The following is a 25611-nucleotide window of genomic DNA, read 5'->3' as shown; positions in this document are numbered from 1 at the left end:
ATGATTCAGGAATTGAAAATTTCAGAAATTTCAAAAGGAGAGAATGTTATGCCAAAATTAGTTTTTTCTCGTCACGGCTTAAGTGAATGGAACAAATTGAACCAATTTACAGGCTGGGCAGACGTTGACTTGGCTCCAGAAGGTGTCGAAGAAGCAAAAGAAGGCGGACGTAAAATCAAAGAAGCGGGAATTGAATTCGATGTTGCCTATACATCTGTTTTAACTCGTGCGATCAAAACATGTGACTTGCTCTTAGAATACTCTGATCAACTTTGGGTACCAACTGTAAAATCTTGGCGCTTAAATGAACGTCACTATGGTAAATTGCAAGGTTTGAACAAAAAAGAAACCGCTGAAAAATACGGGGACGATCAAGTTCATATCTGGCGCCGTTCATACGACGTATTGCCTCCATTGATGGAAGCAACTGATGAAGGTTCAGCAGCTCAAGACCGTCGCTATGCAATGTTAGATCCTCGCGACATTCCTGGTGGGGAAAACTTAAAAGTTACTTTAGAACGTGCGTTACCTTTCTGGCAAGATGAAATTGCTCCTGCATTGAAAGATGGCAAAACTGTTTTAGTGGCAGCACACGGAAATTCATTGCGTGCATTAGCTAAACACATCGAAGGCATTTCTGATGAAGATATCATGGACTTAGAAATCCCAACAGGTCAACCACTTGTTTATGACTTGAACGATGACTTAACAGTTGCTAAAAAATACTATCTATAATATTTGTTCTCGGTTCGTTTCTGAACCGGGAATTTTTTATTATTTGCGTCATCTTTCCTGTCATAACTATTTTTTTATGCTAAAATAGAAAAGTACTTCTTTTGCGGTCGTGGCGGAATTGGCAGACGCGCTAGCTTCAGGCGCTAGTGGTAGAAATACCGTGGAAGTTCGAGTCTTCTCGGCCGCATCAAAAAAAGCACGACAGAAATTTAACCATTTCTGTCGTGCTTTTTTTAGTCGTGATTCAAGAAACTAGCTACTTTGGTCGCAATCAAATCGATCTAAATACTAAAATTATAGCTAAGCATATCTATGCTAGTTAGCTATAAGACTATTCTTTTTCGGTGATTTCGTTAATAACTGGATATAACTAATTTAAATAGGCGGGGCAAAAGCGGGGCAAAGATGATACAATATTTCTATATTGATTATTGTTGGAAAGAGGGAGAAACATTTGAAAAAGATTGTTGGTGTTTTATCACTATTACTACTTACCGTAATAGTTACAGCGTGTGGAAACAATGTTACAACTAAAGATTTGAAAGCGCATGATTGGCAAATGGATATGGAAGAAAATAAAGAAGATATAAATTTTAAGGTGTCCTTTAGCGATCATATAATGACGTGGGCTCCAGACATGTCCACTATGAAAAGCGAAGCATCTAATGAGTGGGAAAAAATTGGAGAAGATTTAGGCAAGCAAATAGCCGGAGAAATAAAATATAAAGTCGAATACGAGTTGAAAGGAAAAACAATCCATCTTAAGGAAGATGATTTGAAACTAGATGATGATTATACTATCCAGAGAGACGGTAAGGATATTATTCTTACGCCGGATAAAAAAGATGCAAAGAAAATAGTTTTAATTCCCTATTCAGATAAAGCTTCTAAGACAAACTCTTCCAGTAAAAAATCGACATCTAAAAATAAAAAGTCTGCAGACTTGAATAGCGTAATTGATAAATTCGAAAAAGATGGACTAGAAGTAAATGAACCAAGAAAAATGACCAAAGATGATTACGGGATGGCTCCTCTGAAAGCAAAAGAAGGATTGGTATTCGGTGTGCAGAAAGGTTCTGACGGGGAGTATCAAAATGCTAGGATTTTTTCATTTGAATCAGAAAGCGATCTTAAAGATACACAGAGTTATTACGATGACCTTGGAAAAGCATCCTCAGCCACCTTTTCTTATACAGCTGCTGATAAAGACAAGCTAGTTTTGATGCAGTTTAATGGAGATTTGCCTATAGAGGTTGTAGATAAATATGTAAATAATGCGGATCTTACTTTAACACCAGTAAGTTTCGATACAAATTCTTCAGATTCTCAAGATATGCAAGATGAGAGCATAAACAGTTCTTCTGTTGAGACGGAACCCGAGCAGCAACCGACGCCTCAACAACAGCCGACTCAGCAACAATCAGAACAACCAAGCCAGCAAGCAGATGCTCAGCAAACAACAATTAGTGAAGATTCACAAAATGAAGCAAACGCCCAGTATGGAACCGTCCAAGCTGGCGAAGGTCCTAAAGAGGTCGCAGGTAGATACGGTATGAGCGTGGATGATTTTTTGCAAATGAATGGAATGGATCAAAATAATTACTATTTTAATCCTGGTCAAGAGGTCAGAGTCAAATAATATAAACACATCTTCCACAACTGACTAAAGTTGTGGATTTTTTTTGTTCACTATCAATCAAAATTTAAGAATCTGTTCGCTTTACATCCTAGAACATATGTTCGTATAATGTCACAAAGAGGTGAACGTTATGATCTACGATGATGAGTCAGCTATCAAACTGTTTTTAGAAGCTAAAAAAGTTTACGAGGACCGGAACATGCTTAAATGGATCGGATTTTACCTGTCCGACCAAACAGCAGCAATCAATAAGGATGTAACTGAACGGTCTAAGGTCAATAATCAAAAACCGTTAATGCAAAGTGAAGAAATCGAAAATGTCTTAAACGAAGCTAGACTAAAAAGCAAACCTGTCTCTGTTCAGTTAGAAGCCCTCAATGAAAATGCACAGTATTATGATGATGTTATAGGAATGATTCGAGGTTACGATGAGTTAGGAATTTACATAGGTGATCAAAAAGTACATTACGATGAAATTAGAAATGTTGAGGTTTACAACTGGAAAAAATGGAGTGAACTGAAATGAATCCTATCTTCTCTTATCATCTAGGATTGATAACATTCGATCGTCTCCAAGTCTTATTGTGGGATTTCGGTCCTAACGCTATAGATGAAATCGGAGAACGATGCTTTGCTTTCTACTGCAGCAAAGCCAACGGTCTTCATAATTTTGATTACTACATACTAAAATATGGGAGTGGTTTAAATGCTAAGCATGAATGGTATTGTGAGTAGCGTAAAGATTCTAAAGTATTCGGAACGTCCCCTCGTCTATTTTAAGTTAGATGATACTAGCTGCTTGATTGCTGGTCACTCGTTGAATTTTCTTGCAGATGTAGAAGACGGTATGCGGATAGCTGTTGCTGGGGAGTACAATAGCAGGAAACAGTTTGTGGTGAAGAAATACGCGGTCGTTGGCAAGACGAAGATTATGATGGAGATAGAAATGATGAGAATATAAAAACCCACTCTCTAGTAAGGGTAAAGAGTGGGCAAAAGAAAGTGAGAGTGGACTACTCTCTACTTAATAGTTTATCACTTTTAGGTTTCAGCGCAATAAAAACAGGCACCTTTCGCCAGGGTGCCTGCCCCTCCTGTTAGTTGAGGTTTGAGGATACTTAGTAAATTCATCATAATATAAAACGGTTACAATGACAAATAAAATGATCTCTGAAATTAAAAGGAGCACCCGATTATTCGAGTGCACGCAGTTAAAATGAAAGAAAAGTTTCTAGGATACTTGTATTGTAATTTAAAACGCTTACATTAGCAAGAGATAAGTAATGCAAATAAAAAGAAGCACCCGATTACTCGGATGCTCCTTGCAGAAAATAAAGATTTTCTTGGATTGGTTTTATTATACAATGTAACGCTTACATGTGCAATAGAAAAAAGACCTTAGCTCTTGTTAGGATCAAGATTATCATGAAGTTTGAAATGATGAAAGCCCGATTTTTCAAGGTTTTTATTTAAGAAAAAAGAAAATGCTAACCTCTTGGGTTAACATTCTCATAATAAAAGTGTTTAAACGTTTCAGAATAAATCCTTCCACGCCCAACGTTCCAACACGTTGTTTCTACATATATATAATATCAATCATTTTTAGAACTTGTCAAGAATTATTTACTGAATTTGATAAGAGTCGAGTAGTTTCTTTAGTACATAAAAGAAATAGACGATATCATTATCTTTATCTAAACATTTAAAACGCCCAATGCTTCTGTCAGTTAAATCAGATAACTCTTTATGTCTATACTTTCTAGAACCCTCGCCCTTAACGAAAAAATCATGTGAATAAAGAACTGCAATAATATCATGAATTTTTGTACATGAATAAAATGCTTTTCCTATCTTTGCCTTTTCAGCATAGTCGACAATATAGCTGTTCGGATGTCTTAATTCATTTTTACTCACATAAAATAGAAATGCATTATTGTGTGCACAACAATTTCTAATCCTTTTTACTGCGTTTAATAAACCGCCCATGATAGATAAATCAAATTTTGAGGTTGGATATTTTTTAAAATAGAACTCAAATAGTCGTAGAAACTCCCCGAAACTCATAACCTCTACAAGAACCCATATAGAAGGAGTATCTTTGTGAGCTTCGTACAACTTCCTTTGATAGTGGCTTTTGTGTTTTACTTTTTGTAAAACAGTCTCTTTATTCATTTCGTAATCAGCGCCAATTGTAGAATGAAAAAACCTATCAACAATGAGATATCCATCAACATCTCTATTTTCAGTAATATGTGTAATTAAATAAGTCTTCATAGCATGTTCAATATCTAGAGTAGCAGTTAAAAGTAAATATCTTAGCTGCATATCAACACTAGCCAAATCTGCCAGATAGCTAAACTCTAAATTTATATATTTCCCGTCTAGACCTCTCTTAAAATTTCTTCTATAAACAGATAACTTATAGTAATAATTTAAATCATTCAATATCCCTTTAGCATTTTCTTTGTTTATCAAATTAAACTTAATCCCTTTTGCAGACAACTCGTTTATAAGATCATCAAAAGACGCTTTGGGATGCCTCTTTATAGCCTCAATCTTTTTAATTGATTCTAACTCTTCTTTAACCATACTTAATTCACGTTTGGCATTTTCGTCCATAGTTGAATACCTTTCCTATTAAATATGTAACACTTTTGGTAATCACTCTGTATAGAATTTCAAATATATGTCTCTCTACTATTATAGCATTGCGCTTTCACTCTTTACAATGTAAATCGATTTGTTGAAAATTGAAACTACATCTATATTTGAATGTTTAAAATAAATATAGTACATGTCCTCCTCTCCTACACTAAGCGAACATGTATAAAATATCCTGCATTGTGAACTTAACACGGCGAGTATTGATAAATATTTTTCGTATCCTTTCATTTTTACGTACCCCGCAGGCCTCGAACCCGCATCTTCCGATATGAACCGGAGTATTCTACCAAATTGAACTAGGGATACTTTAAATAAGTATTATTATTTTTTAAACGTGTTACAATATAAAAAGACGGAACGTCAGATTTCCCCACAGTCCACTTCCCCAACTAACTGTATCTGACGTTCCCTTTTTTATGGGCGAGTGACTTCCCATTACAATAAACTTACCCATAACCCGTTTTCTTTGCAAATGATACACTCATGACAAAGTGATACACTACACAAAGAAACAACCAGCCCGCACACGACTGGTTGCCGATCAAGATGAAACTTAGTTATGAAAAAGAAGTAAGTTCTGGCAAAACTTACACATTCATAATAGCTCTTTTGTTAATATCTTGCAAGCGTATTCTAATACTTAAATCCTTTAATATGTGCCGGATTAATGCCAACATCCTTTGCTTTACCCATCTCTTGAATCTCTTTCAATACAATAGGCGCATCTGTATTGTTGAATCCTTCTCCTTTAACGCGAACGTCATAGGTTCCATAAGAGTTCGCTTCTGCGTATGTTTGACCATCCAGTAGGATATCTTTCAAGAAGTTACGCATGTGGCCTTCCATCTTCTTGCTTTGCTCATCATTCAAATTTCGTGCCTCGATCTTGATTATAGGTTTGTCTCCATCAACGATCGCAATGTTTTGCTGCATATAGCCCGGATAATAGGTTTTAAGCTCCTGCTTCAACCTGTTGACCGCATTTTCATACTTCCATTTTGAATCGCAAGTGATAACCAGCGTATAGACTTTGTTCGGCTGCAACACTCGTTTCACTTGGTCACGAAGTAACGTCCAGGCGTATTTCGTTTGAATACGCTGAACCATTTTTATCGCCTGATCTTTGGTGACATTATCGATCGCAATGCCGTTTTTATTTCCAGATGGTTGAGGCTTGGGCGCTGGTGCTGGACTTGGATTTGGTTTAGGCGTGGACTTTAAACGATACGCATAAAAATAAGGACACCCAGCCATTACCCATCGTTGATCATGATTGGCAATAATTGTTGTATCCTTCCATCCTGTGCATTCTATCCAATTTTGATTATCTAGTGCAATCCCTGTGTGACCGCCGGCACCGGCAGAGTACCCTTTTTGTCCCCAGATGATGATATCTCCGCGTTGCATCGGAAAGTCGCTGTTCTCGGCGATCTTTTCATACCCTAGCTTCAAAAGGTAATCATGAAGTGTTTCGGTACTTGGGATATACCCATAATCAAAACCGCCTGATTCACGTAAAATACGATAGACAGACCCCGAACAATCACAAGTGCCGTCCGTATAATATCGTGAGCCATACATGCTGTAGCTACAGTTGTTTACGAAACGCTGAACAACAGCTAAACCCGTTTCAATATTAATGGCCATTATTTTTCCTCCTTCTTTTCTTCGATCTCTTTCGGTTGAGGCTGCAGACCGACATTTTTATCATCGGATTTTTCGTAAGCTTCTTTTGCTTTTTTCATATCCATATTATTTGTCCTCCTTCTTCGGTTTCGAATAGGTCAATGCCTGATCGCTATCAGACATCCCGTGCGTTGTAGGATCGGCAGTAATTCCCAAGAAAGCCAGTAAAGCGAACAGCGCGTTGATTACAGCTAATGCTTTATCTCCGTATGAAGAGAGATCTAATGTATAACCAAATGACGCTGCGACCGCTTGGGCTAATAGAATGACCAATGGAACAACGCCTACCCAAAATGCTTTCGATTTGATTCTTAATTTCCAATTGATTTTCATTTTTATACACTCCTTTAGTTAAAAATTAAATTTAAGATCACCGTAATCAAGCTGCTTGCTCCGGCAATCCCTAAAATAAGCTTCCAGCGATTTTCCGTATTTAGCATCTTTAATTCATCTGAACGCTTCTCAGCATCCGTGTTCCGTGTCAGTATTGCGTTTAAAATTTCATTATTTTGTTTCATCTGTTCAGTGTTTTGTTCACGCAAGTATTTATTTGATTCATCCACTCGAATCAAACTTTCATCCATTGTTTTTTGCATTGCTAGTGAGCGCTCATTCAAACGACTAAGCTCTTCATCATGTTTCTTCAGTTTGTCTTCATGTTGCTGCACCTGTGTTTCTAGTTCCATCCACTTGACTCCCCCTTCCAATCAAAATAAAAAGCACACTCGGAAGCGTGCCGATGTACCTGTAACCAATTTATTAATCCAACCAATACTGCAAGCTGTTCAAATAGAGATAATTCACTGATTTGCCTGAATTTTGACCAACACCCATATTCCCAGCAGTAGTAATATGAACTCTGCCAACAATGCTTAGATTATTCGTCGCGCAATTGGCCATTATCGTTTGACCTGGTCTTAATTCGGATGGAACAGTAAACGCACTCGTTGTATTATCAGAGCTTGGTATGGTTCCTCCCGTAAAAGTTACAGCCCCTCTGTATTCTATGAATTTCTTTGTTTTACCTTCAAATTTGTAGACGGTAACTCGATATTGTGGGATTGTACTATCTGCTGCAATCACACCAGAGTTAAGTGTTAACGCTACCCAATCGCCAATAACCAAAGGTAAATACTGCTGTAGGGTCGCTGGCGAAACGAGTTTTTCTGTTGATGCCCCGGCAATAATTTCATCTTTCGTTGCCATCCTCTTGTCGATTTGCTGCTTAGTTCCTCTAGGCGTTATTGATTTAACATTATTTGTTGCAGATTCAGCTTCTATTTGACTCGCAGTGTTTTTTACAAGTTGAGTAAGGACATTTTCCGAACTTTCTTGTTTAAGGGTTTCTAGATCCTCTTTGCTAGCTAGTTTGTTCTCTTCAATAGATTTCAAGATAGCCGCTTGGGCCTGTTGAATATTCTGCGTTTGAGTCTTTAAAGTATTAATATCAGCCTGAGCAACAGTAATTGAATTCTGAGCTGCTAAAATAGTTTGATTTAGCGTAACGAATTGTTCATTGTATTCAATAATTTTTTCGTTAGCGTATTCGGTCAACGAAGCTACAAGTTTGTCGAATTCTGTTTCCATTTCTGGAATCATACTATTTAACTTTCCCTTTACATCATCATATACAGTTTGAATCTCAGTCACATAATAATCGCCAGCTTTTTCGTACTGTTCTTCAAATTTTGATCGTTCAATAGTGAAAGTAAATCTACATTCGTCTGTCTGAGATTCGTCTGGAAAACGTAAACAAACATATCCTTCAACTTGACCTTCATAACCGCGCAAATGATCAGGGATGATATAACGAGCATGACCTTTAATCCGACTCATTATTGATAGCTCACTATCAATAACTGGAAACTCTTCTTGAGTATCACCCTTTTTTATTAGCAGCAACAAAGCAATCTTCGCGTTGATCAAATCCGTCTCTGATCCATCTTGATTTTTAAAATAAAAATCAATTGCTGCAGAGTTTTTATCAAGGCTATAAAATTTTATGCCTTTTCCGGTAGCGTCCGTTCTGCCATTTGGGCCTGCTTTGATAACAATATCTGCTACTTTTCTTATTGCCATAATAGGCCTCCTTCTTAAGCAACGCCTTCAATTTTTCGAATACGCATATTACTAGTCGTATCTTTTCCGGAAATATCAATGGCCTTATTCAAAGCCACTTTTGCTTGCAGATTTGAAACTCGATCAATACGCATTTCAAAAAAGATTGTACCAGTAGAACTGTTGAAAACATCAAATTCTCTGAGCGCGAAGGACTTATTTGCTTCGAATTCCTTACATATCAATGACTCTCCATCATCTAGTTCGTACCAAACACGGATTGATTTAAAGTGCGTCATTTGTTGATTAAAGTCAATTAGATCATTTACATTTTTAGCTGTCCCGCTCCACACTTCTTGGATTCTAGGAAGCCTTGTCCACCCTTCAGGATTGTAGCTTGCCGCAGTCGTGTGTGAAGTGTAATACCAGAGGGTTCCTGCATACCCTTGTGTCAACCAAATTTGCTTCCTTTCACCAACACCTCGTTCTACTCGAACGTGTATGACAGATCCTCCACCAGCTCCTTCTGGCAAATCAGTAAAGTCTCCATACGTCTCATACAACCCAGCAGGCAAATCGAATATCGACGGATATTTATCGGCCAATGCTCCAGCAACTCGTATCCCCATTCCAGTTTTGAACAGCTCTTTAGATGCAAATCCACTGGTGTCTTTTGTAGCATTTTTATGGGCTTCCTGTTCATTTGAGCCCACATGATTTTCAATGATTTCTATTAATTTATTCAATGTTGCTTTGATTCCTAGTTTTTCCCATTCGAACTTCATTTCTTCACCTCTCTCAATAGCTGAATTCTCGATTTGTCGCTCGCCCAAATCCAATGACAGATACTTTCTTTGCTGTTGAATCAATAGATAAAACAGACCAAGCATCTTCGGTTAAAAGATCGATTTGCTGCGGGTCAGTAAAACAACTGTTAAGACAACGAATTTGGGTAAACTGCTTGCTTGAACCAAATTTATTAATCCCTTCATCATGCCAATGCCCACAAATGTATCCAATAAACGTTGAAGGACCTTGCGTTGTAAAATCAGCAGTAAAATTCACTTCGTGATCCGGATAAACACTTTCAATATTTTTAGAGGTTCCTAGCATATAAGTTTCGATAATGTTAATTAAACACTCTCGATTATCGAAAATTTCTTCTTGTAATGGACAATGGCCAAACATAACCACTTGGTATCCAGTTGGTATTTTTAGTGCCTTTTCAGCCAACCATTTCAATTGTTCTTGTTGCATAGCAAAATGATCGTGAGAACCATACTTATAACTTCCATCAGAATTGAGAACACTTTGATTATTGTCATTCGTATTAATTCCAATTACACGGATCTTCTTGTCAGGAAAATCTTTATAAAAATAGAGGCTATCGACGTTTCTTACTTCGTCAAATAACCTCTCTTTGGCAGCATAAAAATCTTTGAACTCTTCATTGGTAATGATCCCGTCTGGAAATACTTTCCCGTTATAATCCCGTTTCCATGTTGGCGAACCATTGTCATGATTACCAAGGTTCACAAATGTAGGGATCTCAGCATTTCGTAACGCTTTTAACGAGAATTTGCGTTGCTGGATTTCTGATTGTTCCTTATCCGCTAGATAACAATCCGCGTTGTCACCGTTGTAAATCGCACAATCGGCTACATCCTGTAAATACTGCATGTTTGTCATATGACTGAAAAAATATTCGGCATACTTATATCCGCCAGCACTGAACCCATAGTCTGTGTGAACATCTGTCATATGAAGAATATTGAATTTTGACTTATCAACCTTCGATTTTAACTGATCCAGTGCTGATTGAAAGGCTTTTCTCGGCATGCCGCCACCAATTTGAATCCCTGTGTTTAAGGTATAGCTCTCTTTTAATTCTGCTAAATCCTCTTGTTGTTTCTTCAAATCATTTAATTGATTTAAAAGCTCCCCGTTTGGATCAATGGACTCTAAAATATCTTTGTTTTCTTGAACAAATTTTTCCCAATCTTTTCTGAACTGATCTAAATCATCAGAGGAGTTAGCCAACCCCTTTTTGAATTCATTGATCAATTCTTCTAAAGTAATACTGTACGCTTCCCCGTTGAATGAGGATTTATAGATTCCGCCAACCACTCGAAATTCAAAATCTTTTGTCGAAAACTTTTCAATCCCGTCTTCATTTCTAAAACTGAGATAGGCTTTATTTACTCCTAACCATTGGAGGTCTCGATCGTACAACGTGTACTCAACACGCCCTTGCGTTGGATAACTTACCTGTGCGCGTTCTTCCACGGGCATACCTTGATCTAGTTTTGTTTTGTTCACAAAATAGGGCGTCAAGCCTTGAAACGTTTTGATTTGCCCATTTTCGACAATCTCCATCTCAAATACCTGCGTGCCTGTGTCTTCGTTTCTCACTCTTACGATCCCGATATAATTGTTAGGTTCTGTAATTGATAGTGTAAAAGGATATCTTACTTGTGCCATTTTTATCTCCTATTCTTCCATCGGCGCTTGGCCGTGGATAAACTCTGTAGGTGTCCCGCTAAAATCTGGCGGAATAATGATAGAGGCGATTGTATTTCTTCCGAAATATGCCCGATCGTACTCAGCGACAAATTCACCTTTCTCACCTTTTTGCTCATACGTCTGAATTTTGGTGCCTTCTAGTCCTCTGATTATGCCACAATGGCCATATTCTTCATGAGTAGTAAAACCATCACTTATCTGAACACCTCTTTCAAAACAAAGAATAGAGCCGACCGTTAGGTCTTCATACCGCGGATTCATAATTACTGACCAACCAAACTCATGCCACTTGTAGGCAATCCCGATATCTGATGCTGAATAGATCAACTCATCGTTTACGGGGTCAAGCTGGTCATAATACGTTCCTGCTCCAAGATCGGGGCCACACATAATTCCACTAAATTCAGCAGCTACCGCATAGCATTGGTAATTCCCTATTCCTTGATTCATTTTGGTTTTCAAATGATTTAATCCTTTATCGTAAATAGCCATTACTTTCCTCCTATTTCACTGCTCTAGCCAAGCATCTATCCCCACCTAATAGTGATCCAAAAGAGTAGCCAATCGTTGAAGTATTTACGCCGCTAAAACGACTATCTCCCCCCATTTGAATGATTTGAGTGTCGTTCCCACGGTAGTTCTCTAATAAGATTGCCGTGTGCCCATTTGCCCCAGCACCTCCACCAACGTTGTAAATCACAACATCACCTGCACGTGCTTCATTCTCGCTGATTTCTTGGAACCAATTATGTGTACTTCTCGCATCACCAGCCATGCTTCCTGTATACCATTGCATGTTTGCAGGCACACGATAACCAGCCTTAGCCAGAACTAACCAAACAAAACCTGAGCAGTCCGTACGACCGTTTCGGTCTGGGTTGGCGACTGACCCAATGTAGGCTTCTCCATGAATTAATTCGTAGGTAAAATAGTCTAATAAGCTTTTGGCTACTGAAACAATATCGCTATTCGCTTGTGGGATTTTCAAGTCTTTGAACTTGTTATACCAAGTAACAGCGAAACCTTGTCTGTCGGGATGTGAATCTCTTGGTCGTTCGAAATTCTTTTCAAACACAAAAGCCGCTTGACTAGGATCAGTCATAGCTTTAAAACCTGCAACAGTAGTCGGAGCTACAGCCCCTATCCACTGACCATTTGAATTCGCCCAATCAACTAATCTCATTTGGGCAGCCATCGTTTTATAATCATCTGTAATTCCGGCAGCTCTCATTAAATTCTGAACATAGACGCGACCATCATACGTAGCCGGTGGAACAAGAGGGTACGCGGAACCATCAAATTGAATAGCTCCATATGCTGGGCCACCAATTTGATCAATGTCAGGATTCATTGAAGGGCCGGCTTCACCGTTAATATTCCCTAGAATACCAGCGGCTGCAGCTTGGGAATATCCTAAACTTAGTAACATCACCCAAGCCTGCCATGCGAACTTTTCAGCATCTGTTTGCACTTCTGGTGGGTATTGACCGTTCCAACCATTCCCTTGACCACCGGTTGAGCCACTAGACCCACCGCCTTGACCCGGGAAGACTTCACGACCACTTAGAGTCAGCTTTCCTTTAATATCAACATCTTTGTAAATTTGTACTTTACCTTGGATGTTCATATCTCCAAAATGTATCGTTGTTCCATTTGACAGCATGACAAAGCCTTTTCCCTTATTTGGTGAAATGAGGATATATTTCCCATCTCCTTCAGTCCGAATGACTAATGCATTGTCGGGAATCGGAGTTGGTGTTGTCGCATCTGGAAATGGGTTCCCGGCCGAGTCTGTGGTGCCGATCGTTCCTATTTGTTTATCGGAAGCCCAAAACTCCATTCCTTTTTTGGTTAATTCCATGATCTTTTTATTACTATTTACTACCTGAAGAGCGCCTTCAACTAATTTCAGTTGATCCCCAACATTGTTAAACGACGTCTCGAAGATATCGGCTCGAATACGACCTGACTGTATATAGTTTGCATTAAAGTTTCCATCAATCGTCCACGCTGTTTTAAAGTTCGACTCATTAAAATCTCCATCAATGAATCCAATACCTTCAGAATTAGCTACTAGAAAATGATTTGACGTAGCGATTGAATCGCCGTTCATCCACACCATTTGGTAAGGCTGTCGTGATGTACCTTTTCCATTATCTTCCGGATTCATCATGATGATTGATCCACCATGTGCACCTCGAATAATGTCCGATTGCCATTTAGATACCTCAGAAGACTCGTAGAAAGTCATTTTCGTATTATCTAGCGTCTGCAATGCATTCTGTGTATTTGATGCCTGCCGTGTAGATGAGCTGTTTAGATTATCACCCAGGCCTGTCTCGACCTTCCCTGTTAAACGATCAATTTTTACACTGAAAATTCGTGTTTCATAGTGATAACCGCGATCTGCACGGTGGATGGTTAAAATATTTCCTAGTGCATCCCCACCAAAAACAGTCGATTTGAACTGCACTAACGGTCTCGAGTAGCTCACTAACGCTTCATAAGTAAGCTTGATTAGTTGATATGGGTCTTCACAATCCTCAAAGATTTCAACTTTTTCACGCTTGCGTCGGTTCCCACTTTTCGTTGGAATACCATACTTTTCTGTCATTTCAGGAAACTCGAGGTTGATTTTGTTCATCGGTTTGTCCAACGGATCTCCTTTTGACTTTTGCCATAGGACTTGGTCAAACTCAATACGCCTGCCATAACCATCTCCGACTTCTTCACCCCGACCTCTTCCAATCAATGATGTGTAAATGTTACTTCGGTCTACTTGTTTCTCAATAGTGAGCGCTTTACCCCCAAACTCAAATCGCTCATTGCTGTATTCGCCAATTTGACGATATACTTCAATCCATTTATCCGTAACGCCTTCTCCAGTGAGATTGCATTTAAAAAGAATCTCAACACCGAGTGTTTGCAAGTTTTTAAGAGCTTCGCGAACGCTACAATAGTAGAATGTCATCGTTACTGCTGGAAGCGTGGAGTCTAAGTGTCCAACACGCCATTCTCCCCCTGTAAATGCCAACAAGCGATTAATCGCGTTTTGAAAAAACTCTTGATTTGGTCGAATGTCGTTGATGATAAATGCGTCAAGCTCATCTGGCCCAAAATTGACGCCGGTAAAAATCAACATGGTGCCGGGATCGGCGGTCCCGACAATGCGATACAAAGAAAAAGACGATTCGTCTTCACGAACCGCCATGTAGATTGCTTCTTTAATTTCATCATCAAACACTGTACTCACTGATAGTTTGTCGTTAATCAACTCATCTTTGTTGTTAGTTATTTCCTTTTCTTGGATTACTGAAAATAATTTATCTTCGCCAACGATTTTTATTAATTTTTGATCATCGCTAAAAAAATAAACACTCTCCGCCATCACAACCACACTCCTCGATACTTAATTTCAGGAGTGCCGTTATCACAATAGATCGTGTCGTTTTGATAAATCACAAAATTTGAATAGTCGCTCGTAATATCTAAAATTCTAGACTTGTTCTCACCATTGACTAAAGCTATCCCTTCCTTAACTAGAAGCTCAACTTTGTCTCCTACCTTAATCATCGAATTAATGATTACGATCGTTTCACGCCCGTTCGTGATTCGTACATTCTTATCTTTTGTAGCGATAAATGTAATTGATTCTGGAACTGCACCGTATGGCAGGTATGTTTTGACATCCTTTTGTATTGTGTATTGCTTCGTATATTTTCGAGGGTCTACACATTTAATCGCAAAACTAGAAACGATGCTATTCGTATTACCAGCAACTGTTTCTGATGATTCAAAACGGCCGAAATAATGTAGTTCTCGTTGATCGTTGAACTGAATGTCCACATCGCTCGTTTGAAATAGAAATCGCATTAATGTGTTAAATTTTTTTTGAAACTTTTCTGGATCTCTATCTTCTAGTTTGTAATGCACAGTCAAGATTCTAGCGGGCAAACGTTGTGTCAACACATATTCGCCTATTGTCAGCTTCTCTGTCTCCATCTCGAATGATAACATCTCTCGTCCTTCAACGAACAGAGTTTGATATCCTTCGATTTCTTCTTCAAAAATTCTGTTTCCATAAATCATGGCGGAAGAAGGAAGCCACGATTCATACTCTTCGAATGCCGTTGTATCTCTAAATTTGTACATTGAATTTTCCCATTCTTGCACGTGTCAACCTCCTTCTAAAACGATAAATTGATATCTATTTCTTGGCCTTGCGCTTGACTGATATCATTTACGAAGGCTTTGAATTGCTGGTTGCCGAAACGAATGTTGAACGTTGCCGGTTGTTTGTTAGTTCGATTCTCATTTCTTGTTGTAATAGAATGTTTCACCCCTAAACTAGCATTCAAGTTGCTCAGCGCGGGGATATCCATTACAGAAGCCATGGCTCGATTTATTTCGCTTTGTCCAGAATAAATTCCTGTTGAAATAGTTCCGCCAAAATTCAATTGATCTAGATCACTTAGTGGTCCCTCTTTTGCTGGTGAAAATGGTAAATACCGTCGTACTTTTGATACTACTGCACTTATCGCCTTCACCGGCAAACTTATTGCAGACCAAATTCCATCAGCAATCATCTTGACCAAATTCCAACCAGCGTTTTTGAAAATAGAAAAGAAACCTTTCACTACACCGATTACAGCTTCTAACGCTCCAACGACTAATCCACCCAAACCATACAGGATGCCAGAAGCCGCTTCTACCATACCTTCCCAAGCCATTGACCAATCTCCAGAAAGCACTCCGAGAACAAATTTGATTAAGCCTTGAATCACACGCAAAGCCCCTTCAATCACGCCCGAAATAGCTGTCCATATACCTTCCGTAATACCTTTGATAGCAGTCCAAACACCTACAATAACACCTTGGATCACACCCATAGCATTTCGAATGAATTGTCCGATTTTTCCATTCCAAATAGCATCTACTGCGGCTGCGATTTCCTCGTTATTTGCTTTCCACCAAGCAACGACCCCTCCGAAAATTCGCTGAATCGTGTTTGATACAGTTTGAACAGCGAAAGAAATTGTATTTTTTATCGATTCCCAAATAGCAGTAACTGCATTTCTAAATCCTTCACTCGTATTCCACGCCAATATAAATGCGCCTACTAACAAAGCTATGATTCCAATAATTATCCCGACAGGCCCTGTTAACGCAGTAAATACGCCTCCCAAAGCTGGAAATGATGTTGATAAAAATCCAACAGCTACCTTAAGTTTTGCAAACCACACAAGCATAGAGCCACCAATAAATAAGAGCGGACCGATAGCGGCAACTAAGCCAGCTATTACTAAAACCATCTTTTGAATTGGAACCGGTGCATCAACGAATTTTTTAACCATAGCCCCAATTGAATCGGCAGCAGATTTTACCATCGGCCCAATTATCATTTGAATTTTAATTGCTGCAGACTCAAATACCCCCAACATTTGTTCGATGGATGAGTTCATATTTTCTTGCATGATCCTTGCCATTTCATCCGCGGCACCGCTAGAGTTTTTCAGGGAATTTGTAAGTTTCCCTAATGCGTCTGGTCCTTTGTCAATCAACGCCATCATTCCTGAAAGCGATTCTTGACCGTATAAGGTTACTAAGGCATTTTGTTGTTGTTCCGGCGTTAATCCTTTAAACGCTTGCTGCAACATCCCAACTTGATCTTTTAATGATTTCATGTTTCCTTCTGCATCGTAAAAGCTCAAACCGAGCTCTTCCATTTTGGCGATCATCGGATCTGTAGGCTTTGCCAAACGAGCCAATGCACCGCGCAAAGACGTACCAGCTTGCGATCCTTTGATATTCGCGTCTGATAAGATACCTACTGACGCTGCTGTTTCTTCTAGCGATATTCCCATTGCATTTGCGACTGGCGCAATATATTTCATTGCTTCCCCCATGTCAGCGACTTCCGCATTAGTATCCGCTGCCGCACGTGCGAACACATCAGCTACATGTCCAGCTTGTCCGGCATCAAGCCCGAACCCTCGCAATGCTGCTGCCGCATTTTCAGACGCTAAAGCAACATCACCACCAGAAACAGCTGCCAAGTCCAAAAGCCCCGGCATTGCTTCCATGATTTCATTAGCATCAAAACCTGCAGATGCCAAGTTTTCCATACCTGCAGCAGACTCTTTCGCACTGAAAGCAGTCTTAGCGCCTAAATCAATCGCTTGTTGCTTTAACTGATCGAATGAACTTCCTGTAGCGCCAGATATCGCCTTTACTCGACTCATTTGTTCTTCAAAGTCGCCACCGATCTTAGCAGCAGCTATTCCTGCACCCAGAATGGGAACAGTAAGAAGTTTTGTCATTGATTTCCCAGCAGTTTGCATGGTTGACCCGACAGCCATCATCGTACTATTTGAATCTTTTTCGAAGGTTTCGACAGCAGACTGAGCATCTTTAAATGTTTTTACAAATCCACTGTCTGTGGCTTTCAGATAAGCTTCAACTGAAAATGATTCTGCTATATCGTCCCCCTCCCTTCTCTGAATTCACGAAGGCGTTTAGCTACTTGTGTTAGTTCTCGTTTGCGTTCTTCATTAAGTATTTCTTGTTCGAATATGGACCCTTCAAGAACATTGCTTATTCTTTCTTCATAGTCGTAAAAATCAGAAAATTGTTTGTAAATGGGTTCGCCTTTTTTATTTTTTGCGCGTACCGCATCATTTAAAAAGGCTTGCTGATGCCGCTTCATTTCCTCGTCTACTTGCGAAAGGTTGAAAGCGAGCATTCGTAGCTCATATTCTCTGATAGTCATTTTGTTAACTTCTTCAAATGTTTGACAATCAAGAAACCGAAAAGCGTTTAAAGCTAATTCTTCATAGAATTCTCGACTATTTTTTTTTAGTTTTTGCTCGCTGCTTTTCGTGTCTGAGCTTTCAGTTTTTTTATCATCGCTTTTGTTAAATCCTGCTTCCCCAACTCTGTTATTAAGTCTCCCGACATTTTTTCAATATCTTGAGTTATTAGCCATGCTTCGATTTCAGACTTGCCAACTTTTGCATTGTTTGCTTGCAAAGCCATAATGATATTTCTCAAAACGACCGGATTACATTGCTGTAAATAAACAAGCGCTGAACTGATCCCCATGCCAAAAGAAGCACCTCCGGTGTGGACTTCATACATCTGATCAAGTGCTTCGATAGCACCAATGGTAAATTTCACATCAATAATTTTCCCATTAATATCAAAGTTCATATTTTCCTCCTAAAAAAGAAGGTTAGACTATTTGTCTAACCTTCAGTAGTTGTTTTGGTAGTGTCTTGGAATGCGTACTGAGCCTCTTTAATTGTGGATTCAGAAACAGTGGCAAACCCGTCTTTTGGAGTTCCTTCGATGGTTGCTTCTGTTTCAATTTCAATCAAATCTTCAACATTTGCTGGTAATTTCCATTTACCAACTTTTCCACGGCCATAGATTGCAGGATATTTTCCTTCTTGTTTCTCACCCTTCAAATCAACATCCCAAAACTCCATTGTAGCTCCGTCTTCTACCGATTTCTTCATGTACATATTTTCGTCATCGTAAGATGCAAGACCTTTTAGCGCCAGAGTCACTTCCAAACCACCAGAGGTAGGAACACTACCGTCTTTCGTTTGTTCTGACTTATTGTCACGCGAATACTCCCATTCGTGTTCAATTTGATATAAAGGCTTCGTCGCATCTTTTGAACCTGCTTCATCTAAACGACGAACAAGCAAAATTCGGTCTTTCCCTTGAATCACTGTCATGCTTTTCCCTCCTAGTAAAACCGCATCTCTAACGGTATTACACAATGCCAGAGTGCGGTATTTGTTGTTGTATCCTGCAGCATTTGTGGCTGCGTTTGGTTATTAGATATTTTCCAATTAAAGTTTTTCGATTGTCTTAGTTTCCGAAGTTCCCACAGAATCGCGCCTTTCATATCTGAGACCTGCTTGCGCTTGGTGTGCAATCCATAGATATGGATATTTAATTGAACAGTACCCACTAAAACAGATTTAGTCGCTTGCGGTAGTTCTTGAGACTCGCCAATATACACAAACGGATAAGGCGTTTTGTCTGGCGGCAGGTAAGTAAATACGTTATACCCTAAGACTTGACAGATTTTGTAGACTTCATCGTATAATTCTTGATCCGGTTGTTTTTGCATTATCTTACCAACCCTCTCATGTCAGCTAAAAATTTAATCTTTTGATAGTTAAAAGCGTTGCTGACAAAAGGCTGCGCAGCTTGAAATCTCGTACCGAAATTGACATAAGGCGCATATTCAGCAGTCGGTGTCACCATCCCGGACAACCCGCCGTCTAATATAGACTGTGTGATGGATCGCCGCATAAATCCGGTGTCAACAGGAGCGCGCCTCTGCATCTGATTGGCCATTTCGGAAGTATTTGTGGTAACCACTTTTTTCACATCTTCCAGAGTCATTTTTTTCTCAAGATGTCGTATTAGTTGGTCAATACCTTTAAATCCAAGACTAGCCTTCACTTTGCAGCCACCTCCTGAACAATAAACGTATTTTTCAATCGAAGGTTACGGTCGGTGATAATCTCGAATTTCTCGGTTTTGTTTAGTAGATTGTTGAAAATTAAAACGTAATCCCACTCTTTTTTGTAAGGACGTAATAAACGAATGACCTTAGCCCCTTGTTTAATATCTCCGAATAACGCTTTCGATCTGTCAGTCCCTAAATCGGTAACGTTAGCAAATTTTAATTTTTCGTCTAAACTTGGTTCTATATGTTCTCCTAACTCAGGATCGTAATAGCCGTCTTTTTCGATAACAAAAGTTACTTCTGTGTCATATCTCATACGAATCGAGCCACCCCTTTACGAGGTACTGTATTTTCTTTCTGTTTATCTTTATAAGCTGTTATATCATCCTCGAACTCATCCAATAATTTCCCATAAGTAATAGACTCGCCTTCTTGGCTATAGGAACTCATTCCTTCATCACCTTTGCGGTTGAATCTCTTAATGGTGCATTCGACAACAATGTAGTTTAACGCCTCAGGAACGCTCTCTAAGAAGCCCAAGCGTACACGCAACTGGCTTGAGATTCGTTTGATAAAATCGATTAATTGCTTATCCAGCTCCTCATCATCAACTTCGAGCGATCGTTTCACTTCTTCCAAGGTTTCGTCCATGACTGCCCCCTTTCAAAAATAAAAAGGCTAGTCAAATGACTAACCCTCCGGTTCTGTTAATGTCAATGTATGGATATCTTTAAATGATCCATCCACCGTTGTTACTGTGGTAGTATAGACACCTGCCGGAACAGCGTCTGTCCAAGTTACTAGCCCGTTATTAGAAACTGTTACCCCTTCAGTGTTTGGTTGGATTGAAAACTCAACAGTTTTATTTGTCGCATTTTCAGGTAATACCGCAACCGTCAATTGTCTGTTCCCAGCAGTCCCCGCAACTGCTGTTGATGTTTTAGGTGATAGAGTTAAACCTGTAGCGGGGATAACTACTCCCCCACATCTAAAATGCATACAGCCTCTGATTGTTCAAATGAAGGTAAAGAAATCATGGATACCTTCGTTTCGACGTTTACTGGGTCTGCTTTCTTCATCGTTGTAATTGCAACGCCTGTATCCACAATTGAAACATTCGCAACGTTTGGACTAGACATCAAGTCTGCTTCCTCAGGTGTTGTACCAAACCATGTTTTACCCAAAGTTTCTGCTGGCAATAACACAAAAATATTGTCAGGAATGAACTTGTGGGTTCCAGATGTGTCGGTGTACACCTTGTCATAAACGACAATTTCCAAGTTAAATTCTTCTGAAATATAGTCTAGAAGAGACTGCTTCGAAAGTTTAGCAGCTTGAGCATTCGCGTTGTTCCCTAAAATTGTTGCTTTGATTGCTGCATTCTGGCGGAGGTAACGGAACGTTTTGCTGTTTAAAACAGCACGCGCTGGAGTCACACCATCTTCTTTCATTGCCGTCACGGCAACATCAATATCTTCTACAGGATCAGCATTTTCAATATCAGACCATTTAGTAGCAGCTTTTTTCTTATGCCCAGCAGGTAAGTCATAATCAATATTGTACTGTTGCCCATTTTCATTGATTTTAATCGTCCCCGTTGTCAGCATTTGCATGCGCATAATTTCGCGACGCACAGCAGCTCCACGAAGTAAATCCGCAACATCATCGAATACACGATTAAGTAAAACATCCTGGTATTCTTTGTTGTTAGTTTGGTTAACCATTTGCAACTGTTGACGCAATTCTTCGTCAATGTAGTATGATTCCTTGAAGAAAATCATTTTCTCAATTAACTCTTCAAAGCCTGCACGTCCACGCGGGATCACATCAGCGTCAAGAGCAGAAGGGCGCAACGCTACTGGTGATCCAGTTTTCCCTTTCAACCAAGACAATTTCATTCCTAGTTGCTTATCCATAGGGAATAATTCTTCTCCCAAATAGGGTTGAGTTTCATTGGTTTTTTCTGCCCAATAAGTTGCTACATTAGGTGCTTGAACCAAATCAAAAATATTTAACGTCGCAAATGTTTGCAAGTTCATTTTCATTAAAGTTTCTTTTCGTACTCGTACGTTCATTTAACAGTTCCTCCTTATTTATTACGTTTAACAAAGTAAACTTTGCCATCTAACGCGGTTTTTGCTTCAGCAACAATAGTTAGTCCGTCATTCAAGCGTAATTCGTTCACTGTTCCGAAATACACCAATGTGCCGTTTCCAACAGTTGACCCGATATCAAAAACAACATCGTGTAACAAGACTCCAACAGTTTTATTTCCATTCCCTGCATCATTTGTTACCTTTAGTAACGCCTGCTCATTTGCAAAAGGATCAGCATTACCTACGGGCGTTCCAGCAGGAATGTATTTTTTTCCTTCGCCATTTGTTGCCGTTACTCCTGTAGTATCAACAACAACCGACAAACTTTTATAATTGTTAACGTCGGCTAAGATTTGATTTTTAGATCCGAATACTCGTTTCTCCATGTTTTATTCCTCCTAATTTTTGAAGTAAGTGCTTTTCTTTGTTTCTGTTTTGGTTCTTTGCGCCAACCTTTTACCATAATCTCCGACGACACCATCTTTACTTGAACCGTCCAGTGGGATTCTTCCACCCAATCGTTTTTCTAAATCAGCTTTGATTGATTCCCGTTCCAATTCAATGGCCGCTAGATACGTTTTTACATTGCTTGACGTCGTTTCTGCATCTTCTGACACTACTAGACTAAGAACTTCTTTAGTAGGCGTAGCGCCCTTGTCTGATAGCATTTCACTGGCTTGATCGGACATCTTAGCTAGATTGTCTTTTCTTTCATACTCAGCGATCTTATCCTCAAGTTGCTTTCGCTCGTAATCTGCTTTATCCTTGTCGTTCATTTCAGCCAATTTATCAGCCTGAGCTTTCTCATCACGCCATTTTTCTTCTGCTGCCGTAACTGCTTTGCTTGTTTCAGCTGCGACAATTTTTGCTAATTCGTCACGAGAAAATGTTTTGCTTGTCTCTTCATTGCTTTTTGAATCCGTTGAGGTTGTTTCTTCTCCCGATGTGCTTTCTTCTACATCTTCAGGATCAGCAAAGAGTTGCAAGTTCATCGGTAAAAATAGTTTTTCTTTTGAAAATAATGTTGGCATTGTCAATCCTCCGCGGTTACGCCGCTACCCGATAAATTTGATCAGTTACGCCGATCAATCGAAACAGCTCAATTTATACCGCCCTGAGCAGTAGAGGGCATAATAAAAAGCCGTTAGCGAATGTGCTAGCGACTTTAAATGACTTTGATATATTTGCTATTGTTTTCTTCGAAATCGCGCATAAACCACCAAAATGTATCTTCTGCTAATTCTTCATTGAACAAACTTTGAAATTTAATCTTGAAAGAATACCAATAGAAGGGAAATTTGAGTTTAATTTTAAGCGTGAATGTTTTTGGCATAATATTCTCCTTATTCAATAATCCTCTTATAATCAACTTTCGCACCCATCCGCTCATACCAACTAGTAGTTTCTAAAAGGTTAGGCAGTGTGTGCGAAATAATCGAAATGGTTAATTGATCTTTAGTAGTTCCTTCTGCAACATTTACAGATGCATAATTGCCATTCCACACCGGTTTTAACTCATTACTAATCAATTCTTTATTACTGTTGTAGATTGGATTCTGTTTCCATTGAGTGCTATTTTCAGTTTCAATGGCTTTTTTATAAGCTTTCCCCAACCCTTTTTGAACTTCGATGGTTAAAATGACTTCGTTAAAATCTTTCATCTTACCCCTCTCTTTCCTTTATCTGCTTATCAATATGTTTTAATACGCTTATACAGTTGGTTGCCAATTCCAAAGTTTCTAATTTCAAATCCTTCACGTTGCAAAAACCTTTTGTATATCCTCGCTCTGCGATTGTCTTCCCAGTGAACTTGGATGTAAGTTGGGAGGGGGTTTCTTAATGAGTGCTTGGCATATTCCTCAAATTCCCTAATCTTTCGTATAGCCCACACAAAAGGGTAAATACCGTCTTTGCCTGTCTGATGCAAAGTATTATCGCTAATCTGCTTACGTTTGTGATAAACATTTAGATAAACATTCGCAACCGCTATATTGTATACCTCATAAAGGCAAAATTCGATTTGCACCGTCATACCACTTGGTAACCGCTCTTTGGCCATGATAATAATGTCGCCGTCTTCGTCTTTATAATCAATGAATTTCATAGCAATCACCTCTACATAGAAGCGCTTTGGAACATGCTTTGATTGGTATTGTTTTGCAAAGCTTTGAAAAATTCTAGGTTAGACTGAACTAATTCGGTTATTGATTGCACAACGGGCTCAATAACCTTTCTAGCAGCCTCATATGCTTCTTTTACAATTGGTTCTATAACTTCAATCACATGCTGTTTAACGGCATCATAGTCTTCTTTAAATTGAGCATCATTTTGATACAAATACAAAAGTTCTTCTTTGCTTTTTCCATATGCCGTTTTTAAAAATCTGTCAGATATGATTTGGAATGATTCTTTATCCACTGCTATGCCCCTCTTTCCTTAAATGACTTCTCAACTTCCGCACGATCAACATATGGCGCGGTTGAACACCTACAATTTGCATGCATCGGGCTAGCATTTTGACCTGGAGATAAATCTTCGACCTTAAATATCTTTCCGTTCAATGGTAAACAGACAGGGCACGCTGTCGGTTCTGCGATATACTCGTATTCATCGATGCCGTACTTTTTATAACTTTGATTCTGTATCTCAGTCTGAACTCTTGCAGATTCTGTGCGCATCAACCGCTCAGCTTCGTACTTACTAGAATCAAATAAATTCCGCAGCTTTCTAGCCATGTCTCGCGGGTTTTTACCCTGCGTAACTGTTTGGACTAACAATTTATCTAACTCAGCTTTAAACGCCTCCATGTTGCCCCAGATACGTTCAGAAAACGTCGCAGAATGAAAAGACCCATTTACGACAGCCTCTACAAAATCTTTGTAGCCATCGAAAATGGTTTCACCTAATATGCCAGCTTGTCTTTTAGCTTCAGCAATTCCCTCATTTGTAAGCAAGTCAACAGTGTACTTATCAAGATCATCCGATAAAGCAATCAATTCAAGCCCTATTTGTGACTTCAATAATTCAAGTCGATTAACTCTCATTGTGACATTGTAAAGACGCAGCTCATCGTTAGCTGTCTTAGAAAAATCCTTCGTCTTAACATATTGTTTGGCTTTCCTGGCAAAGGCTTTAACGTCCATCTCCATTGAAACCTTTTTAGCTTCGGATAACGACACACCTTCTTTACCAGCAAAACGTTGCCAGTTAGCGTCAATTTCTTTGTTGATATTGTCAATCGCAACTTGAAACCTTTCAGCGATAGCTTTCTTCATTTGCTTTTCGTGTTTAATCATTTGTGCAATATGTTGTTCTTCGCGTTTTCTCCAGTAATCAGAGGAGTTCATTCAACGTCCTCCTTTAATAGCTGCTTAACGGCTTTTTTATAATAAAAACGTTGAATCTGTATTGTTACAACTACTAATATGAATTGGACTACTGTAATGAAAATAGTCAGCTTGTTGAACCAAAGTAACATGGCCACGCATAAGATCAACAATAGTACTAGCGAAACCTTCTTTAGAATAACGACTATTCCCAATGCTAAAATATCTCCTTGTAAGTCTACGTCTAAATCATCTAAATCAAACTCAACGCCTTTTAGCTTACTCATCTTCCCGCTCCTTAATTAAAGATACCTCTGCTACAAGATTTGATATCAGCCAAATAAGTGTTAATTCATAGCCAAATATTTTGAAAAAGAGGACTGCACTCATGAACAT

Annotated in this window: 30 protein-coding genes, 2 tRNA genes and 1 pseudogene; 5 read left to right on the top strand and 28 right to left on the bottom strand. The window is 39.1% G+C overall.

From position 1 onward, the window contains the following. Nucleotides 1-48: 48 nt before the first annotated feature. From gpmA to A5868_RS01355, 5 genes are all read left to right on the top strand, one after another. Entirely contained in the window at nt 49-735 is a 687-nt protein-coding gene (gpmA, locus tag A5868_RS01380; RefSeq protein ID WP_010782068.1) for a 2,3-diphosphoglycerate-dependent phosphoglycerate mutase, read from the top strand. 103 nt (nt 736-838) lie between these two features. Further along, nucleotides 839-922 (top strand) — tRNA-Leu (locus A5868_RS01375). 267 nt (nt 923-1189) lie between these two features. After that, nucleotides 1190-2374 carry a LysM peptidoglycan-binding domain-containing protein gene (locus A5868_RS01370; protein WP_086305832.1) on the top strand — a complete coding sequence of 395 codons (1185 nt, stop codon included), beginning with the start codon at nt 1190-1192 and terminating at the stop codon, nt 2372-2374. Nucleotides 2375-2504: 130 nt separating this feature from the next. Beyond that, entirely contained in the window at nt 2505-2900 is a 396-nt protein-coding gene (locus A5868_RS01365; protein ID WP_086305833.1) for a hypothetical protein, read from the top strand. Between the two features lie 180 nt (nt 2901-3080). Continuing rightward, the gene (locus tag A5868_RS01355) at nt 3081-3335 is read left to right on the top strand and encodes a hypothetical protein (RefSeq protein ID WP_086305835.1); all 255 of its coding nucleotides are present in this window, start codon (nt 3081-3083) and stop codon (nt 3333-3335) included. A 662-nt stretch (nt 3336-3997) separates the two neighbouring features. Here A5868_RS01355 and A5868_RS01350 read toward each other — a convergent pair. The 28 genes and pseudogenes from A5868_RS01350 to A5868_RS01215 all read right to left on the bottom strand — a co-directional run bounded on the left by A5868_RS01350 (nt 3998) and on the right by A5868_RS01215 (nt 25502). Next, nucleotides 3998-4993 (bottom strand): Abi family protein, encoded by a 996-nt coding sequence (locus A5868_RS01350; protein ID WP_086305836.1) that lies wholly within the window; start codon nt 4991-4993, stop codon nt 3998-4000. A gap of 278 nt (nt 4994-5271) precedes the next feature. Beyond that, nucleotides 5272-5344, bottom strand: a tRNA-Met gene (locus A5868_RS01345). A gap of 327 nt (nt 5345-5671) precedes the next feature. Next, the gene (locus A5868_RS01340; RefSeq protein ID WP_086305837.1) at nt 5672-6685 is read right to left on the bottom strand and encodes a peptidoglycan amidohydrolase family protein; all 1014 of its coding nucleotides are present in this window, start codon (nt 6683-6685) and stop codon (nt 5672-5674) included. Nucleotides 6686-6790: 105 nt separating this feature from the next. Next, the gene (locus tag A5868_RS01335; RefSeq protein WP_086305838.1) at nt 6791-7057 is read right to left on the bottom strand and encodes a phage holin; all 267 of its coding nucleotides are present in this window, start codon (nt 7055-7057) and stop codon (nt 6791-6793) included. A gap of 14 nt (nt 7058-7071) precedes the next feature. After that, nucleotides 7072-7410, bottom strand: coding sequence for a hypothetical protein (locus tag A5868_RS01330; RefSeq protein ID WP_086305839.1), 339 nt, complete (start codon nt 7408-7410; stop codon nt 7072-7074). A 73-nt stretch (nt 7411-7483) separates the two neighbouring features. Continuing rightward, complete coding sequence (locus A5868_RS01325; protein WP_086305840.1) at nt 7484-8803, bottom strand: BppU family phage baseplate upper protein; 1320 nt, start codon at nt 8801-8803, stop codon at nt 7484-7486. 14 nt (nt 8804-8817) lie between these two features. Beyond that, entirely contained in the window at nt 8818-9567 is a 750-nt protein-coding gene (locus A5868_RS01320; RefSeq protein ID WP_086305841.1) for a hypothetical protein, read from the bottom strand. Nucleotides 9568-9580: 13 nt separating this feature from the next. After that, complete coding sequence (locus A5868_RS01315; RefSeq protein ID WP_086305842.1) at nt 9581-11263, bottom strand: BppU family phage baseplate upper protein; 1683 nt, start codon at nt 11261-11263, stop codon at nt 9581-9583. A gap of 9 nt (nt 11264-11272) precedes the next feature. Further along, a complete protein-coding gene (locus A5868_RS01310) occupies nt 11273-11797 on the bottom strand; it encodes a hypothetical protein (RefSeq protein WP_086305843.1) in 525 nt (174 codons plus the stop codon). Nucleotides 11798-11807: 10 nt separating this feature from the next. After that, nucleotides 11808-14693 carry a phage tail spike protein gene (locus tag A5868_RS01305; protein ID WP_086305844.1) on the bottom strand — a complete coding sequence of 962 codons (2886 nt, stop codon included), beginning with the start codon at nt 14691-14693 and terminating at the stop codon, nt 11808-11810. Beyond that, complete coding sequence (locus tag A5868_RS01300; protein ID WP_254908383.1) at nt 14693-15478, bottom strand: distal tail protein Dit; 786 nt, start codon at nt 15476-15478, stop codon at nt 14693-14695. The genes A5868_RS01305 and A5868_RS01300 overlap by 1 nt, the downstream gene beginning before the upstream one ends. Nucleotides 15479-16146: 668 nt before the next feature. Then, nucleotides 16147-17784 (bottom strand): annotated as a pseudogene (locus A5868_RS01295) (phage tail tape measure protein); the annotation flags it as partial. Next, on the bottom strand, nt 17781-18074 hold the full coding sequence (locus tag A5868_RS01290; protein ID WP_254908385.1) for a hypothetical protein: 294 nt from the start codon (nt 18072-18074) through the stop codon (nt 17781-17783). The pseudogene A5868_RS01295 and the gene A5868_RS01290, both read right to left, overlap by 4 nt. An 86-nt stretch (nt 18075-18160) precedes the next feature. Continuing rightward, nucleotides 18161-18514: a tail assembly chaperone gene (locus tag A5868_RS01285; RefSeq protein WP_086305846.1), complete on the bottom strand. Its 354-nt coding sequence runs from the start codon at nt 18512-18514 to the stop codon at nt 18161-18163. A 35-nt stretch (nt 18515-18549) separates the two neighbouring features. Next, complete coding sequence (locus A5868_RS01280; RefSeq protein WP_086305847.1) at nt 18550-19047, bottom strand: phage major tail protein, TP901-1 family; 498 nt, start codon at nt 19045-19047, stop codon at nt 18550-18552. 11 nt (nt 19048-19058) lie between these two features. After that, nucleotides 19059-19448, bottom strand: coding sequence for a DUF3168 domain-containing protein (locus A5868_RS01275; protein WP_086305848.1), 390 nt, complete (start codon nt 19446-19448; stop codon nt 19059-19061). Next, on the bottom strand, nt 19448-19786 hold the full coding sequence (locus A5868_RS01270) for an HK97-gp10 family putative phage morphogenesis protein (protein ID WP_086305849.1): 339 nt from the start codon (nt 19784-19786) through the stop codon (nt 19448-19450). The genes A5868_RS01275 and A5868_RS01270 overlap by 1 nt, the downstream gene beginning before the upstream one ends. Further along, nucleotides 19783-20109: a hypothetical protein gene (locus tag A5868_RS01265; protein WP_086305850.1), complete on the bottom strand. Its 327-nt coding sequence runs from the start codon at nt 20107-20109 to the stop codon at nt 19783-19785. The genes A5868_RS01270 and A5868_RS01265 overlap by 4 nt, the downstream gene beginning before the upstream one ends. Further along, nucleotides 20106-20444, bottom strand: coding sequence for a phage head-tail connector protein (locus A5868_RS01260; RefSeq protein ID WP_086305851.1), 339 nt, complete (start codon nt 20442-20444; stop codon nt 20106-20108). Before A5868_RS01260 ends, A5868_RS01265 begins: the two co-directional genes overlap by 4 nt. Before the next feature lie 39 nt (nt 20445-20483). Continuing rightward, nucleotides 20484-20792, bottom strand: a complete 309-nt coding sequence (locus A5868_RS01255; RefSeq protein ID WP_086305852.1) for an Ig-like domain-containing protein — start codon at nt 20790-20792, stop codon at nt 20484-20486. Continuing rightward, nucleotides 20768-21868: a major capsid protein gene (locus A5868_RS01250; RefSeq protein ID WP_086305853.1), complete on the bottom strand. Its 1101-nt coding sequence runs from the start codon at nt 21866-21868 to the stop codon at nt 20768-20770. The genes A5868_RS01255 and A5868_RS01250 overlap by 25 nt, the downstream gene beginning before the upstream one ends. A 14-nt stretch (nt 21869-21882) precedes the next feature. Then, nucleotides 21883-22275 (bottom strand): hypothetical protein, encoded by a 393-nt coding sequence (locus A5868_RS01245; RefSeq protein ID WP_086305854.1) that lies wholly within the window; start codon nt 22273-22275, stop codon nt 21883-21885. 12 nt (nt 22276-22287) lie between these two features. After that, nucleotides 22288-22920, bottom strand: a complete 633-nt coding sequence (locus tag A5868_RS01240) for a DUF4355 domain-containing protein (RefSeq protein ID WP_254908386.1) — start codon at nt 22918-22920, stop codon at nt 22288-22290. Nucleotides 22921-23232: 312 nt separating this feature from the next. Next, nucleotides 23233-23550, bottom strand: coding sequence for a hypothetical protein (locus A5868_RS01235; RefSeq protein WP_086305855.1), 318 nt, complete (start codon nt 23548-23550; stop codon nt 23233-23235). 29 nt (nt 23551-23579) lie between these two features. Further along, entirely contained in the window at nt 23580-23993 is a 414-nt protein-coding gene (locus A5868_RS01230) for a hypothetical protein (RefSeq protein ID WP_086305856.1), read from the bottom strand. 11 nt (nt 23994-24004) lie between these two features. Continuing rightward, a complete protein-coding gene (locus A5868_RS01225; RefSeq protein ID WP_254908387.1) occupies nt 24005-24307 on the bottom strand; it encodes a hypothetical protein in 303 nt (100 codons plus the stop codon). A gap of 2 nt (nt 24308-24309) precedes the next feature. Beyond that, on the bottom strand, nt 24310-25236 hold the full coding sequence (locus tag A5868_RS01220) for a minor capsid protein (protein WP_086305857.1): 927 nt from the start codon (nt 25234-25236) through the stop codon (nt 24310-24312). Next, a complete protein-coding gene (locus A5868_RS01215; RefSeq protein ID WP_086305858.1) occupies nt 25233-25502 on the bottom strand; it encodes a hypothetical protein in 270 nt (89 codons plus the stop codon). Before A5868_RS01215 ends, A5868_RS01220 begins: the two co-directional genes overlap by 4 nt. Nucleotides 25503-25611 lie beyond the last annotated feature (109 nt).

It is taken from the genome of Enterococcus sp. 12F9_DIV0723 (genome assembly GCF_002174375.1).
GTDB classification, from domain to species: domain Bacteria; phylum Bacillota; class Bacilli; order Lactobacillales; family Enterococcaceae; genus Enterococcus_A; species Enterococcus_A gilvus.
Note: the sequence above shows the minus strand (reverse complement) of the source record. Positions and strands in the feature narration are given on the sequence as shown.